At 38.7% G+C, this 14,860-nt stretch carries 14 protein-coding genes and 1 tRNA gene; 8 read left to right on the forward strand and 7 right to left on the reverse strand.

Going from position 1 to position 14,860, the window contains the following annotated elements:
- Positions 1-33: 33 nt before the first annotated feature.
- Positions 34-1,026, forward strand: a complete 993-nt coding sequence (gene bioB, locus LXF01_RS10845; protein WP_233944318.1) for a biotin synthase BioB — start codon at positions 34-36, stop codon at positions 1,024-1,026.
- Between the two features lie 127 nt (positions 1,027-1,153).
- Here the strand turns inward: bioB and LXF01_RS10850 are convergent, their stop codons facing one another.
- Together LXF01_RS10850 and LXF01_RS10855 are read right to left on the reverse strand one after the other, a co-directional pair.
- Positions 1,154-1,378, reverse strand: coding sequence for a hypothetical protein (locus LXF01_RS10850; RefSeq protein WP_233944319.1), 225 nt, complete (start codon positions 1,376-1,378; stop codon positions 1,154-1,156).
- A 536-nt stretch (positions 1,379-1,914) separates the two neighbouring features.
- Complete coding sequence (locus tag LXF01_RS10855) at positions 1,915-4,119, reverse strand: OsmC domain/YcaO domain-containing protein (protein ID WP_233944320.1); 2,205 nt, start codon at positions 4,117-4,119, stop codon at positions 1,915-1,917.
- Positions 4,120-4,487: 368 nt separating this feature from the next.
- On the opposite strand from LXF01_RS10855, the gene LXF01_RS10860 reads away from it, so the two are divergent.
- The 3 genes from LXF01_RS10860 to LXF01_RS10870 all read left to right on the forward strand — a co-directional run bounded on the left by LXF01_RS10860 (position 4,488) and on the right by LXF01_RS10870 (position 6,953).
- A tRNA-Ile gene (locus tag LXF01_RS10860) sits at positions 4,488-4,564 on the forward strand.
- Positions 4,565-5,328: 764 nt separating this feature from the next.
- A complete protein-coding gene (locus LXF01_RS10865) occupies positions 5,329-5,898 on the forward strand; it encodes a 1-acyl-sn-glycerol-3-phosphate acyltransferase (RefSeq protein WP_233944321.1) in 570 nt (189 codons plus the stop codon).
- 302 nt (positions 5,899-6,200) lie between these two features.
- Positions 6,201-6,953 carry a YebC/PmpR family DNA-binding transcriptional regulator gene (locus LXF01_RS10870; RefSeq protein ID WP_078189042.1) on the forward strand — a complete coding sequence of 251 codons (753 nt, stop codon included), beginning with the start codon at positions 6,201-6,203 and terminating at the stop codon, positions 6,951-6,953.
- A gap of 89 nt (positions 6,954-7,042) precedes the next feature.
- Here the strand turns inward: LXF01_RS10870 and LXF01_RS10875 are convergent, their stop codons facing one another.
- A complete protein-coding gene (locus LXF01_RS10875) occupies positions 7,043-7,513 on the reverse strand; it encodes an Lrp/AsnC family transcriptional regulator (RefSeq protein WP_111885999.1) in 471 nt (156 codons plus the stop codon).
- Between the two features lie 482 nt (positions 7,514-7,995).
- Here LXF01_RS10875 and LXF01_RS10880 point away from each other — a divergent pair, with 482 nt between their 5' ends.
- Positions 7,996-9,324: a hypothetical protein gene (locus tag LXF01_RS10880; RefSeq protein ID WP_233944322.1), complete on the forward strand. Its 1,329-nt coding sequence runs from the start codon at positions 7,996-7,998 to the stop codon at positions 9,322-9,324.
- A gap of 82 nt (positions 9,325-9,406) precedes the next feature.
- On the opposite strand, the gene LXF01_RS10885 is transcribed toward LXF01_RS10880, so the two are convergent.
- Positions 9,407-10,171, reverse strand: coding sequence for a glutathione S-transferase family protein (locus LXF01_RS10885; RefSeq protein ID WP_111885997.1), 765 nt, complete (start codon positions 10,169-10,171; stop codon positions 9,407-9,409).
- 269 nt (positions 10,172-10,440) lie between these two features.
- On the opposite strand from LXF01_RS10885, the gene ychF reads away from it, so the two are divergent.
- Together ychF and LXF01_RS10895 are read left to right on the forward strand one after the other, a co-directional pair.
- Positions 10,441-11,532, forward strand: coding sequence for a redox-regulated ATPase YchF (gene ychF, locus LXF01_RS10890; protein ID WP_078189045.1), 1,092 nt, complete (start codon positions 10,441-10,443; stop codon positions 11,530-11,532).
- A 231-nt stretch (positions 11,533-11,763) separates the two neighbouring features.
- Entirely contained in the window at positions 11,764-12,198 is a 435-nt protein-coding gene (locus LXF01_RS10895; RefSeq protein WP_233944323.1) for a hypothetical protein, read from the forward strand.
- Positions 12,199-12,261: 63 nt separating this feature from the next.
- On the opposite strand, the gene LXF01_RS10900 is transcribed toward LXF01_RS10895, so the two are convergent.
- A complete protein-coding gene (locus LXF01_RS10900; protein WP_180170763.1) occupies positions 12,262-12,801 on the reverse strand; it encodes an Mpo1 family 2-hydroxy fatty acid dioxygenase in 540 nt (179 codons plus the stop codon).
- A gap of 100 nt (positions 12,802-12,901) precedes the next feature.
- Between LXF01_RS10900 and LXF01_RS10905 the strand changes: the two genes are divergently transcribed.
- A complete protein-coding gene (locus LXF01_RS10905; RefSeq protein WP_180056007.1) occupies positions 12,902-13,609 on the forward strand; it encodes a Crp/Fnr family transcriptional regulator in 708 nt (235 codons plus the stop codon).
- A 96-nt stretch (positions 13,610-13,705) separates the two neighbouring features.
- Here the strand turns inward: LXF01_RS10905 and LXF01_RS10910 are convergent, their stop codons facing one another.
- Entirely contained in the window at positions 13,706-13,864 is a 159-nt protein-coding gene (locus tag LXF01_RS10910; protein WP_180009458.1) for a hypothetical protein, read from the reverse strand.
- Between the two features lie 433 nt (positions 13,865-14,297).
- On the reverse strand, positions 14,298-14,777 hold the full coding sequence (locus LXF01_RS10915; protein WP_111885993.1) for a hypothetical protein: 480 nt from the start codon (positions 14,775-14,777) through the stop codon (positions 14,298-14,300).
- Positions 14,778-14,860: the final 83 nt, after the last annotated feature.

The raw sequence follows: 14,860 nt of genomic DNA on the forward strand, positions 1-14,860 counted from the left end.
TGATCTGCATTAGGCAGAAAATATGGATCATTTATGAGCTACCGAAATGACTGGACACATCCAGAAATACAAGAGTTGTATCAACAACCATTGATGGATTTATTATTCCAAGCACAGACCATTCACCGTGAATATTTCCAAGCCAATCATATTCAAGTCAGCACCTTACTTTCGATTAAAACCGGTAAGTGCCCTGAAGACTGTAAATATTGCTCACAGTCCGCACATTATGACTCTGGATTAGAGGCTGAAAAACGTCTGGCTGTGGAAAAAGTCATCAATGAAGCGAAAGCTGCGCTTGCCTCGGGTTCTTCGCGTTTTTGTATGGGCGCTGCATGGCGCAATCCACATGAACGGGACATGCCCTATGTGTTAGAAATGGTGCGTGAAGTCAAAGCGCTCGGACTTGAAACTTGTATGACCCTTGGCATGCTGAATCAGTCTCAAGCAGAGCGCCTACATGAGGCAGGCTTAGATTATTACAACCATAACCTCGATACCTCTCGTGAGTATTATCCCAATGTCATTAGCACGCGTAGCTATGATGCCCGTTTAACGACGCTAGACTATGTTCGCCAATCTGGAATGAAAATCTGTAGCGGCGGAATTGTGGGCTTAGGTGAAAGCCGTGATGACCGTATCGCCTTTTTGATGGAGTTGGCAACGCTGCCGATTCATCCTGAATCCGTGCCGATCAATCTCCTTGTCCCTATTCAAGGTACCCCACTTGCAGAGGTTGAGAAACTTGATGTGATCGAATGGATTCGCACCATTGCAGTTGCACGGATCATTATGCCAAAAAGCTATATTCGACTCTCTGCAGGTCGTGAATCCCTGAGTGATTCAGAACAAGCTTTGGCATTTATGGCAGGTGCAAATTCACTCTTTTCTGGTGAAAAACTACTGACCACGCCAAATGCAGGCGAAGGCAAAGATCAGCTTTTATTTAGCAAACTCGGTTTAGTGGCTGAACAGCCCAAACCAAATGCTGCACAGCTTTCAACTGATGCCATGCAAATGACTTAAAACCCAAGCCCCGAACATCGGGGCTTAGTTTTATTGAATGATCAGTGGTAGGTTTCAATATGTAATGCAAGAGATGGTGCGAATAAATGAAATGGCTAAATCACCATGAGTATGGAAAATATATCGATTACTTCGCAAAGTTATGTGCTGTTATTAAAATTCCATAGCCTGCATTTAAATAATCCCCTTCACGAATAATGTCTTGACCATTAGCATGTTGAACCACCAATTGCTGCTGAATCACATCATAATGAAAAGATTCAAAGCAATCCTGATGTTGTAATAACCATGCAATGGTATCTGCTATATTGGCATCGACGGTATAACGCTCGGCTTGAAAATCTTTACTCATATCTGCATGAAAACTGTGGATGTGATTCTATTTTAATGATTTCAATATTGACCGGCATTAAAAAAGTGAGCTTTCGCTCACTTTTTTTTCGGCTTAGACTCTGCATTACTTTGTCACACCGCACTTACGACATTCCTTGTGCGAACCGATTTCTTCCATTTGCTCGTATTCGTAAATATGCATGCAAAATAGTTTTCTGAATAATTGAAGCATGTTGTTAAAACTCCCGTTTATTTATTAATGTGCTTCTAAATATTTCGTCCTGAAATATTATGACCATGCCTAAACACGCCATAGCTAATTTATTATCATATTTTTCCAATGAGTCAAATATCTTTACTTTAAAATGACACAATTTCGGATAATCGGTTATTCTTAAGCCTTCCTTATATTCACCTGAGTTATAAGGATTTTTATTAATATCAACATCACAGATATAGATTAATTTTCAGCAAATTTCGCACAAAAAAACTCCCCCTTAGGAGAGTTCTTTCAAATAGATGATCACACGAGTAACGTTATTCACAAGCCCAGATTTAAACGTTCTGACTGGCAAACTTCGCACGTGCAGCATGCAATTTTTTATAGCTATCAATCAGACGTAAATGACGATCTAAACCTTCAAGTTGCATATTGGTTTCAGTTAAACCGTAGAAGCGAAGACTGCCATCCATTGAACCAATCACTGCATCCATACGTTCGTCACCAAACATACGACGGAAATTATGTTCATAGTCATTGAGATCTAAGTCATCGTCCAATTCAACTTCTAAAACCACATTCATACATTGATAGAACAAACCACGTTCGACCGTATTGGTGTTGTATTGAAGGAAAGTTTCAACCAACTCTTTTGCTTCTTCAAACTCTTGTAAGGCAATATAGATCAGTAGTTTGAGCTCAAGTACTGTTAATTGGCCCCATACGGTATTGTCATCAAACTCAATCCCGATGAGCGTCACAATATCCGTGTAATCATCCACCTCAAGCTCTTCTAAGCGCTCAACCAATGACACTAACTCGTCTTCATCTAAACGATGAATGTTTAAAATATCTTCACGGAAGTCCAAAGCTTTGTTGGTGTTATCCCAAACCAAGTCTTCAACCAAATACACTTCAGAATAACCCGGAACCAAAATACGACATGCCGTAGCACCTAGATGCTGGTAGACCGCCATATACGCTTCTTTGCCCATGTCTTCTAGAATCGCAAACATCGCTGCAGCTTCTTCCGCATTGGCATTTTCACCTTCTGCAGTGAAATCCCACTCTACAAAATCATAGTCTGATTGTGCGCTAAAGAATTTCCAAGACACCAAACCACTTGAGTCAATAAAGTGTTCTACAAAGTTATTTGGCTCAGTAACTGCATTCGAGCTAAACGTTGGTTTTGGTAGATCGTTTAGACCTTCAAAGCTTCGGCCTTGTAGAAGCTCGGTTAAGCTACGCTCTAAAGCCACTTCGAGTTTAGGGTGCGCACCAAAAGATGCAAAAACCCCACCAGTACGTGGGTTCATTAAGGTTACGCACATCACAGGGTACTGACCACCAAGTGAAGCATCTTTTACCAATACAGGAAAACCTTGTTCTCCTAAGCCTTGAATACCCGCAACAATACTTGGATATTTGGCTAAAACCTCTTCAGGGACATCTGGTAGAGCCAATTCGCCTTCCAAAATCTCACGTTTTACTGCACGCTCAAAGATTTCAGATAAGCATTGGACCTGCGCTTCTGCCAAGGTATTGCCTGCACTCATCCCGTTTGACAAGTATAAATTTTCAATCAAGTTTGATGGGAAATACACTGTTTCACCGTCGGACTGACGGACAAATGGCAGAGAACAAATACCACGTGCTGTATTTCCTGAATTGGTGTCATATAGATGTGTGCCTAACAACTCATCTTCTGGGTTATAAATTACACGTGTGTAGTCATCCAAAATTTCGACAGGTAACTCGCCTTCTGGGCCGGGTTGGAACCATTTTTCATCTGGATAGTGCACAAAGTCCGCATTGGCAATCTCTTCACCCCAGAACTGGTCGTTATAGAAGAAGTTGCAATTGAGACGTTCAATAAATTCACCCAAAGCCGAGGCTAAGGCACTTTCTTTGGTTGAACCCTTACCATTGGTAAAACACATTGGCGATTGTGCATCACGAATATGTAGTGACCAAACATTCGGTACGATATTACGCCATGATGCAATTTCAATCTTCATGCCTAAACCAGCCAAAATACCTGACATATTGGCAATGGTTTCTTCTAAAGGCAGATCTTTACCCGGAATAAACGTGGTACTGTCTGACGCTAAATTTGGCATAAGTAAAGCTTGTGCATCTGCATCAATGCTTTCTACTTCTTCAATGACAAACTCAGGACCAGTTTGAATCACTTTTTTAACCGTGCAGCGGTCAATTGAACGCAAAATGCCTTGACGGTCCTTTTCAGAAATATCCGCAGGTAGTTCAACTTGAATTTTGAAAATTTGCTTATAGCGGTTTTCAGGATCAACAATATTATTTTGTGATAAGCGAATATTATCTGTCGGAATGTCTCGCGCTGCACAATACACTTTTACAAAATAAGCTGCACATAATGCTGATGACGCTAAGAAGTAGTCGAATGGTCCGGGAGCAGAGCCATCGCCTTTATAGCGAATAGGTTGATCGGCAATTACCGTGAAGTCATCAAATTTGGCTTCTTGTCGAAGGTTATCGAGATAATTAACCTTAATTTCCATGTGGGCACCTAAATATTCTTATGTGTCAGTGCAACACATAAAAATGAAAACATAAGCCGAATAACTGTAGGACATTGACTTAAAAATGTGAGGCCAGTACCAATCTAAGCGCTGTTGGGCACGGTACTGACAAGAATGGGCATTATTATAAGGTTATTTTGACTGTTTGATAACTTTTGTCGTGATTTACATCACTATAGGATTCGACACTTTGTGCATTTTGGTCGAATCCAAGCTCAACTGTTGCAACTACAGCCAATTTGTTGTGTTAGTGTGCAGCCGTGAAGAAAAAGGCTTGTCTTTTAAAAAAATCTTCGCTAGTATGCTTTGCGTCTGAACTTGTTGATAAATAACACATTCAGAATATAGGGCCTATAGCTCAGTTGGTTAGAGCAGCGGACTCATAATCCGTTGGTCCACAGTTCAAGTCTGTGTGGGCCCACCATATAAAACAACCCCTTACGTGTACTAATCGTAAGGGGTTTTTTAATGTTAAAAACTAAATAAAGTCAGTCTAAGCCTTTAAAAGATATGGCAGATAACCTATAGATAAGTACAAAACTTCAAGCCAGCTTGAGTAAGCCACGATTGCTTAATACGAGAAGTAGGTTATAAAAAAATACATTCAAGAAAAATGTAAAAGCTTAAGTTCTAAATACCCGTAAATTAAGTCACGATTTGTTATACTTAAAAGATATTATTTTATTCATTATAAGCAAATGTTTTTTGATTCATGACTTTTAGAAATACTACATATTTCGCATTTTAAAAGCGCAAAAATTAAGACTCAACCTGTTCAGGCTTTCTTAAGTCCAAATAAAACTCAATAATTGACCAAATAACAATCAAAGCAAACATAGCAACAGCGAATAACACAGCAGTTAAATAAATCATGCTTGAGTTCTCCGTTAGAAAACGAGTTAAGACCAACAGGTTAAAAGTTTTAACCTACGACAAAAGTCTAATAAGAATTTCTGACGGTGCCTAGCCATATTTAGCAAATTTTTAAGAGTATTTTTATCTATGATGATAGCTTTGCTATATAAAATTTAACCGATTTATTGCTAAAAAGTATAATTCTTCAATCCCCCCTTCTTATTCCGATTTGAAATATATGCATAATTCAGATCAAAGCTCACTTAAATCCTCTTGACTGATGATCCAAACAAGCAGAAATTACACCTTTTTAAAATCACCGTACCACCGACTATGTTGAAAAAGTTTATTGGCGAATCTGCATTTAAATTGGCAGGCTGGAAATACCACGTAGAGCCTGATGTTTTAGAAAATAAACAAGTGATCGTCGGCTTTGAACACACCTCAATGATGGATGCTGTTCTTTCACTGGCCCTTTGCCAAATTTACGACATTAAAATTCACACGCTGATTAAAAAAGAACTCTTTAAAGGTCCATTTAAACCTGTTCTTGAAGCGATTGGCGGTATTCCTGTAGACCGTAAAGCCAATAAAGACATCGTGACTCAAATGGTTGAGCATTTTGAAGCCAATGAAAAATTTAATTTAGTCATTGCTCCAGAAGCGACACGAGCAGAACGTGGTGAAGCACGAAAACCGATTCGCACAGGCTTTTGGTATATCGCTAAAGCTGCAGGTGTGCCAATTGTATTAATGTATGCCAACTCAAAAACCAAACAAGGCGGTATTTTCGGTAAGATTTACCCAACTGACCTCGATCACGATTTAGCTTTAATTAAGCAGCTCTATAAAGATAAAGTAGGTTTAGACATCGTGATCCTAGAACCTAAAAATAAAGACTAAGTGCCATTCACGTTTTTTTAAGATATACGTACTTAAAGATATAAATGTATCGTGCTCCATGCATTGTACATTTATATCTTCCTTTTATAACAAGATCACCTCGCTCCTTTCAGCCCAATTCTCATCATAAGAAAAATTACAGTACGAGCGTTTAGACATTTCGCATTATTTTCTCAAATTTGGATATTTTTTTTTCAACTACTCAATTCCTGAAATCCAGTACTTTCACACAAAAAAGCCATTATGGTAGAATTTGCTCAATTTGATAGGCATAAGGCCAATCTACAAGGAGCATATTTCGCATGGCGGGTCATTCCAAGTGGGCTAATACTAAGCATCGTAAAGCAAAACAAGATGCGAGCCGCGCTAAAGTATTCACAAAATTTATCCGTGAAATCGTGACAGCTGCACGTTTAGGCGGCGGTGATGTAGCGTCTAACCCACGTTTACGTGCTGTTGTTGAAAAAGCATTAGTTGCAAACATGACACGTGACACCATTAACCGTGCAATCCAACGTGGTGTAGGCGGTGAAGAAAATGCTGATCTAAAAGAAGTCACTTACGAAGGTTATGGCGTTGGTGGTGTTGCTGTCATCATTGAAACAATGACTGACAACTTGAACCGTACTGTTCCTGACGTTCGTCACTGTTTCTCTAAAACTGATGGTAATTTAGGTACTGCAGGTTCAGTGGCTTATATGTTTACCAAACGTGGTGAGATTACTTTTGAAGATGTTTCTTTAGAAGATCAAATCATGGACATCGCTTTAGAAGCGGGTGCTGAAGACATCGAAGTGGACGAAGAAGAAATTTTAGTTATCACTACACCGGAAACTTTCGGTGAAGTTCAGGATGCGCTAGCAGCAGCAGGTTTAAAATCTGATAACGCCGAAGTGGTGATGAACCCTTCAACTAAAGCGTTAATTTCAGATATCGAACAAGCGAAAAAAATCATCAAAATGATTGATATGTTTGAAGATCTTGACGACGTTCAAAACGTATATACCAACGTTGAATTCACCGATGAAGTAATGGCTGAGTTAGAAGCTCTATAATTCAATCGAGTGAAGTATAAAACGCACCCTTCGGTGCGTTTTTTATTGCCTAGCTTTCAACTGTTTGAGTTTATATATGAGGGCTGCATTTAAACCTTATTTAATAAGCCATTACAGTTAAAAACATTATATTGTTTAATTACAAAGCTCGAATGTAATGCAACTACGTGTTCAATTTTACCAATGCGCTTGAGTAAAATTTCACTATAGTTTTCCATATCCCGTGCAACGACTTCCACAATAAAATCGGCAGACTGCCCTGTCACCAAAAATGCATTAATGACTTCTGGAATACTTTCTAATGCTTCTAAAAATTTAGCAAAAGTATCTGTATCATGTTTGCTTAAGGACACCTGTAGCAGCACATGCAAACTAAAGCCCAATTTTTGATAATTAATTTCACGTTTTAGACCACTGATAATATTGTGATCAATCAATTGTTTGATCCGACGATGAACTGAACTGACCGATAAATTTACCCGCTCTGACAGTTCATTTAAATTGACATCTTCATGGGTCAAAATTTCTAAAATTTGTTTATCAAAACGGTCTAGTTCCATCAGTCTACTCCAGCCATTTTTGAAAACAGTGCTGATGATCCCAATTCATCAAACGCCTGTTGTCATTTTCAATGTTATTTTAAGTTTTAAAATCAGCATTTATGTGCAAGTTTTCTCATGTATAGCATGATTTATTAAAAATAATAAAGCTCATACACATTATGAACATAATAATTTGCATAAATATCGTGTTTAAATGAATGTTTTTTCATCAAAGTTTAGTTTTTATATTCTAAATAACGTCTTTAGACAACCTACCAATAAAGCTTCAAAATGCATTCCATTGATCTGAATAAATCAATTTCAGATAAAAGGGAAAGATATTTTATTTATATTTTTCAATTTTTTATTTTTACTTTATTTTTCAATGTGCGTTCTATGTCACATTTCTTTTTTTTCACTTATTTACTTGGTTTGGTAATTACATTAAAAAATAGCGGCGGTTCATAAATATACAAAAAAATAAAAACGGAAGAATAAACATGGCAATTAAATCACTGAGTTCACTCAGCTCAAAATTAAGTTCTGTACTAAGTCCTTCCCTACAGCTCAGTACAATTAGCAGCACGGTCAGTAACCTACTTAGCCCGCTTAAACCTACAACCAATATCACGGATACGCTGACAGGATTATTGGGTAATTTAGGTGGCACAAAATCTTTTGATTTTAGCCCACTGACTAAATCGCTTCCGCAAGTGATTAGCACGATTCAAAGTCTTATATCCAATAACGGTTCAAATTCGGATGCACTCAAGACTTTGATGACAACACTGCAACCGCTCCTACAAAATTTAGGTGGCAACGCTGGCTCAACAGAGATGAATCAGTTGGTTCAATCCTTACCTACCATTGTCAACAGCTTGCAAAGTTTACTGAGTAGCACCAATAATCAAGCCAATCTTCCTGACAATATTAGCAGTGCTGTAAATGCCATCAAACCATTGCTTGCTATGCTTGGAAGCGCAACTGGGTCAACGGATTCAACGCAAATTATCAATACACTCAGCCAAGTTTTAGAATATGCGCAACCCATTATTCAGATGATTGGGAGCTCGTCTTCTGGAAACATCGACTTTGGGCAAATTGCACAAGGTGCAACGACTGCCCTCCTACCTTTATTAGCTTCAATCAATAAAGACAACTCAACTATTGATATGGAACAGTTGAGTCATGCTTTACCGACAGTGATTGGAAGTGTGACCAATCTAGTGACCGCCATTTCATCAGCCAACCAAGGGAATGTCCCTGAGACCATTTCAGGGGTGATCAAAGGACTTAATCCGCTGTTAGATTTACTGGCAAAAAGCGATGTCATCGATACGGATCAGGCTCAAACCGTCAAAGCGATTTATGATGTATTAAATAGCGTGAGCACCATTTTGGATGTGGTCAACAATCCATCCTTACTGACGCTTTCAACTGATTTAAATCAAGTGATTAATTCGTTGAAACCAGTCATTGCTCTGATGGACAGTAATGGTGAAGCGACTCAGTTCCTCGATCAACTGACCATTCCAGATCTTGGCGATTTACTTGGCAATCTTGCTCCTGAAAAAATTGATCTGGGTTCTATCACGGATCAGTTCAACCAATTGACTGAAAACCTCACGGGCCAATTACCGAATATTAATGACCTATTGGAAAATTTAGGTTCTGCTCAAGGTGATTCTGATATCTCCACCATCATCCCAAGTATTAAGGATGCGCTAGGCAATATCTTCTACCCAGTTATGCCGCTCAATACTTTACAAGCCGATAGTATCAGTCCAGTGTTGAATATTATGGATATTCAACAACAAAGCTATATTTAAGGATTGAAAGTCTAATAAAAAAAGTGCGCCATTAGGCGCGCTTTTTTAAAGCAGTATGACGCAAAGTTTTCATTTAAAGGGCTTATACACCACGCCAATCTACCCGTGCATTACGTTCTGTTTGGTATATGCGTTGAACATATTGACCTAAAGGCAAATCGCTCAAATAGGCTTTGTAAGCTTTAAACTCTTCTGACAAGGTTTCGCCATGCTCTTTTTCCCACGGCGTTCCGACAATCTCTAATATCGGCGCCAACATTGAACACACCGCAATATCAGCCAAACCTAATCGGTCGCCTACAAAATAACGCCCACCTTGTTCGATCAGACGTTGATTTAAATCAATCACAATTTCATCCAATCGTTCACGAGATGCCGCAACCTTATCCGTATCTAATTGATAACCTTTAGAAACCAGTGCTTTTATAATGGGCTTTGAATATTTCTCAAACTGACGTAAATAGCCCTTTTCACCAATTAAAATATCAAGTGATTCTTCACTTTCATTTAATACATGTGCCAACCCCCAACGGCGCACATGTTGGCCTAACTCAATGGAGAGTTCATTAATTTCTAAAGCGTCTTCACGCAGTTTGACATCTGGACGGATCAGACTATGTTCGGGGTAGGTCGCATCCAAGTAAAAGGCGATTTGAGTTGAATCTGCAACCCAATGATCTTGATCACGTAAAATCGGTAATTTGTTTTGCCCTGTTTTAAGCTGTGCAAATGCACGATGTACACCCGGCATTAAATTATGAGCCACATAATCCAACTCTTTATGATCGAGTAACCAGCGCGCCTTTTCACAAAAATGTGAGAGTGGAAACTGGTAGAGAGTTCGCATAAATGCTCCAAGTTTTTGTTGTAACTGTAGTTTATAAAACCCAGTAATTTTATAGGGATACTTTAGTCACTGTGTTATTGAAACACAATGTCATTTTTGCACCTATTCTGCATCTGTAGTGCAACTCAAGCATTATTCAGACGTGAATTCATCTCTATCTCTGCGCGATTCAATAAGATATACATTCTCCTGCCCATATCACCTGACTTTATTATGGCTTTCATGTAAAATCATCCACAATTTTTTTATAATACTTTGTGAGTTATTTCATGGGTTTTAACTGTGGTATTGTCGGCCTGCCGAACGTTGGTAAATCAACGCTTTTCAACGCATTAACCAAAGCTGCGATTGCTGCTGAAAACTTCCCATTCTGTACAATTGAGCCAAATACTGGGATTGTACCTGTACCTGACCCACGTATGGATAAACTTGCTGAAATTGTAAACCCACAACGTGTTGTCCCAACCACGATGGAATTTGTGGATATCGCAGGTCTCGTTGCTGGTGCATCTAAAGGTGAAGGCCTTGGTAACCAATTCTTAGCCAACATTCGTGAAACGGATGCTATTGCACATGTTGTACGTTGTTTTGAAGACGAGAATGTCATTCACGTAAATGGCAAAATTGACCCACTTGACGATATCGCAACAATCAACACTGAACTTGCACTTGCTGACTTAGAAGCTGTTTCTAAAGCAATTACACGTCTAGCAAAATCTGCAAAAGGTGGCGATAAAGAAGCGATTGCGACCAAAGCTGTTTTAGACAAAATCTTACCTTTACTGGATGAAGGTAAACCTGCGCGTGCAGCTGACCTTGATGAAGATGAACGTAAATTGGTGCGTGGTTATGGCTTCTTAACCCTTAAACCAACCATGTATATTGCCAACGTTGCAGAAGATGGTTTCGAAAATAACCCTCACTTAGAAGCAGTACAAAAATTAGCTGCTGAAGAAAATGCGATTGTGGTTCCACTTTGCAACCAAATCGAAGCAGAAATTTCATTACTTGAAGACGAAGACCGTGCGGAATTCCTTGAAGCTTTAGGCATGGAAGAACCTGGTCTAAACGTAGTTATTCGTGCAGGTTATGGCTTACTCGGCCTTCAAACATACTTCACAGCTGGTGTACAAGAAGTTCGTGCTTGGACAGTAAAAATTGGTGCAACTGCACCTCAAGCTGCAGGTGTGATTCACACTGACTTCGAAAAAGGCTTTATTCGTGCTGAATGTGTTGCCTACAACGACTTCGTTCAATACAATGGTGAAGCTGGCGCTAAAGAAGCAGGTAAATGGCGTTTAGAAGGTAAAACATACATCGTTCAAGATGGCGATGTTTTACACTTCCGTTTTAACGTATAAAACAGCACCCATAAGAAGCCAGCAATTTGCTGGCTTCTTTAATTTTAGGCAAATGATGAAGCCAAAAAATAAGCATATTTAAAAACTTAAAACCTGCTTAAAAACAAAATTATATCGACACGAATACATGATTTGGTTGCTGAGTCACCACAGTGCAACGACTTAAATCTCTACCGTTCTGCTATAAATTTACCCATAGGCACTAATGCCTATTTTCATAGAACAATAGCAATGAAAAAAATCAGCACAATTCTAACAGCAGGTATCTTTACAATGCTTAGTGCAACTGCGTTTGCATGTCCACAAGGCACCACACTTACAGGTGGTACAGGTGCAAACCATAAAGGTGGTACTTGTGTTTCCATTGCTAAAGATGCAAAACATCAGGAACGTACTGCTACACATGCAGCACAAGCTGCGCAGCATGATGCAAAAGTCGCTCGACACGATGCAAAACAAGCCAGCCAATTGGCTCAGAGCAAAGTGAAACATAATCAAAAATTAGCAAAACATGATGCAGCTCAAGCACAGCATCTTGCAACACAAGCAAAATCAGAAGCTAAAACTTCAGCCCATGCTGCCAAAGCTGCAAATACTGACGCAAAAGCAAAAATCGCTGCACAAAAGGTCGCAGCGGAACAACATAAAGTTGCTGTGAAATCCTAAACAGTTGAGAATCAACACATCGCAAAAAAAGCCGGAATTATCCGGCTTTTTTATTCAACTCATTTATGGTTGAGCAATATGTAATGCTTTTGCATCCATCTCTGCACGCTGTCTTCTTGCTTCTGTCAACATGCGTTGTTCAAGCTCTTTACGAAAGCCGAGTAGAAACACAAATTCTGCTAGGACAAATAAAGGCCCTATTGCCAAGCCAATAACATCATCCATAAACGCAGGCTTTTTCTTTTCATAATAATGACCGATAAATTGGATGATCCAACCCACAACAAAGATCCCCACACTCCAGATCAACCATGACATGAGGCTCATCTTTGCGATCATCAAGGCTAAGGGATACGTAACCGCAAACACCAAAAGCATAATCAAACCGAAAATTTTATCTAAACTCAGGTAATAAATGACACTGGCAATAATCAACAACAATGCAAGGGTCAGTTCAAAACCTGAAATCATTAGCCCTACTCGTGCTGTTAGGCACATAATCGAAAACACAATAAGCGGAATACCCACAAAATGCGTCAGCACATTTTTTCGATCTAAATGATATGCTGCATACTGGCTTAGCAGTCTTTCAAGTTTGCTCATTAACTTACTCCTTGTTCATTTACTCATTTCACTATATAAAAAATGCATCAATAAAGTTGTCAGCTAATAGACAAGTTGGACCAAAAAATAAGGATATGCTGTGCTGGACGCTCAATATGTGCATCAACTCAATAAAAATGTATGGTATTCAGGCTTAAATCTTTCCTTCCAAGACTTTATCTGCCGCCATGCCCTGACCTTAGCTTTCGAAAAAGACGCACGTGTTTTTTTATCAGGACAGCGTTTTAATGGTATGTATGCGGTCTTAGAAGGCGCAGTTCGCTTAGGCTATATTGATATTCATGGCAAAGAAGCGATTGCCGCCATTGCTGAGCCGATTATGTGGTTTGGCGAAATATCCTTGGTTGACCAATTACCACGTTCTCACGATGCCATCTGTACCAAAAAGTCCACCTTATTACACTTACCGGCTCAAGCAATTCAGCAATTATTACAACAACACCCTGAGTTTTGGTTTCATATTGCCCAGCTCACCAGTCAAAAACTTCGCTATGCCTTTATGGAACTCATAGCCTTACAAACGCAAAGTTTAAGTCAACGTCTCGCACAGCGTCTGCTGTTTATTTTAAATGGATATGGAAATCATTTGGAAATTGAGCAACACACCATACATATCTCGCAGGAACAACTTGCGCAACTGATGAATTGCTCAAGACAATCAGTCAATCAGGAGCTTCAGCAATTGGAAAAAATGCAGGTCCTTCGTGTTGCGTTTAAACAAATTGAAATTTTAGATCTAGCGGAGTTACATCAGATTGCTCATGCACTTCCTGTGCATGATGTCTGACATTTGTGATTTAAATAAGTGCATTTAATTGCACCAGAATGATTCTTTATAGTTATTTTGCTTTTATTTGTAGCACTTCGCTTTATTGAGTTTTGATCAAGACAATAATTTGCAAACATTTACACTGTCAAAACCATTTGTACATGCTGCAACTTCTTGAGTTGATGCTTCTGATTTGTCTTCAGTCGCTGCTTGTGCATTGAGCGCTGTAGTCAAAACAGCCAAAACCGATAACATCATTAATGTTTTTTTCATTTTAATCACCTATTCAACGTCTTTAATTTAATTTACATACTTCATCTTATACGCAGTTATTTTTACACAATTTATCAAATAATGATAATTTTAATTTTTTATTACATTATTCATACTTTGTATTATTAATATTTTAAAGATATTAATTAAAGAGAAAGTCAGACGACTAGCGTTCTATAATGGGGAGTTTTTAACAATAAATTTTTCTCAAAAGATATTTTTACAATTCATTATCAATGCTTTATCTATTTAAATTCAAAAAATAAACATGTAAATTTGAAACTAAGCTCAACACAAAGACAGCAGTCTGATTTATTTTTTATATGAAATAGCAATGTTTTTAGGAGAATTTTCCAATCCTCTATTATAGATTTATTCTTGTTTTTTGATATTTTCCAAAAAAAAGCAGTGAAAATTCACTGCTTTGATCGAGTTAAACGCCTACTTTTTTCGGATCGGTATTTCCGAGTTCAGGGTTTTCAATCGCACCTTTGCATTGATTTTTATCACGCTCATAATCTGCTTGCTTTTGTGCAACAGTCGAACTCTGATCAATACTTTCACGTGCCCAAATTTCCAGACTTGTCAAAGCCTTACGACACAGTGCATATTTACCTTCAGTCACAGAATCGGTCATTTTGACATTGATACGCCATTCGGTACTCAATTTACGTGCTGGAACACGAACTTTCTCTTCCATCTGATCGACTTGCTTTGCATAAACAATCGGATCCGCTTCATTGATAAACGCCCAAGCTTTGGCAGCATACTCCGTTGCATCATTGGTTAATTTGGGTGCTGCTTTAATTTCGACTTGAGCTTGTTCAGCTCCATCATTACCACAGGCCTGCAACAACACCGTGCTGCTCAATAATGAAACAATCAGTATCCCACGCATCTTTAACCTCTGCATATCCGGCTCATTTCAGCAAACATATTCGGCAATATGCTAGTGAATTCGCGTACAATACTCAATCATCATTTGACCTGTTGTTC

Source organism: Acinetobacter sp. SH20PTE14, from assembly GCF_021391555.1.
Taxonomy (GTDB): domain Bacteria; phylum Pseudomonadota; class Gammaproteobacteria; order Pseudomonadales; family Moraxellaceae; genus Acinetobacter; species Acinetobacter amyesii.

What these genes read in the sequence shown, in the direction of transcription:
- LXF01_RS10850 (WP_233944319.1), bottom strand. Translation starts at nt 1,378, where the DNA reads ATGAGTAAAGATTTTCAAGCCGAGCGTTATACCGTCGATGCCAATATA.
- LXF01_RS10910 (WP_180009458.1), bottom strand. Translation starts at nt 13,864, where the DNA reads ATGAAAAAAACATTAATGATGTTATCGGTTTTGGCTGTTTTGACTACA.
- LXF01_RS10895 (WP_233944323.1), top strand. Translation starts at nt 11,764, where the DNA reads ATGAAAAAAATCAGCACAATTCTAACAGCAGGTATCTTTACAATGCTT.
- LXF01_RS10880 (WP_233944322.1), top strand. Translation starts at nt 7,996, where the DNA reads ATGGCAATTAAATCACTGAGTTCACTCAGCTCAAAATTAAGTTCTGTA.
- LXF01_RS10900 (WP_180170763.1), bottom strand. Translation starts at nt 12,801, where the DNA reads ATGAGCAAACTTGAAAGACTGCTAAGCCAGTATGCAGCATATCATTTA.
- LXF01_RS10875 (WP_111885999.1), bottom strand. Translation starts at nt 7,513, where the DNA reads ATGGAACTAGACCGTTTTGATAAACAAATTTTAGAAATTTTGACCCAT.
- LXF01_RS10870 (WP_078189042.1), top strand. Translation starts at nt 6,201, where the DNA reads ATGGCGGGTCATTCCAAGTGGGCTAATACTAAGCATCGTAAAGCAAAA.
- bioB (WP_233944318.1), top strand. Translation starts at nt 34, where the DNA reads ATGAGCTACCGAAATGACTGGACACATCCAGAAATACAAGAGTTGTAT.
- LXF01_RS10855 (WP_233944320.1), bottom strand. Translation starts at nt 4,119, where the DNA reads ATGGAAATTAAGGTTAATTATCTCGATAACCTTCGACAAGAAGCCAAA.
- LXF01_RS10885 (WP_111885997.1), bottom strand. Translation starts at nt 10,171, where the DNA reads ATGCGAACTCTCTACCAGTTTCCACTCTCACATTTTTGTGAAAAGGCG.
- LXF01_RS10915 (WP_111885993.1), bottom strand. Translation starts at nt 14,777, where the DNA reads ATGCAGAGGTTAAAGATGCGTGGGATACTGATTGTTTCATTATTGAGC.
- ychF (WP_078189045.1), top strand. Translation starts at nt 10,441, where the DNA reads ATGGGTTTTAACTGTGGTATTGTCGGCCTGCCGAACGTTGGTAAATCA.
- LXF01_RS10865 (WP_233944321.1), top strand. Translation starts at nt 5,329, where the DNA reads ATGTTGAAAAAGTTTATTGGCGAATCTGCATTTAAATTGGCAGGCTGG.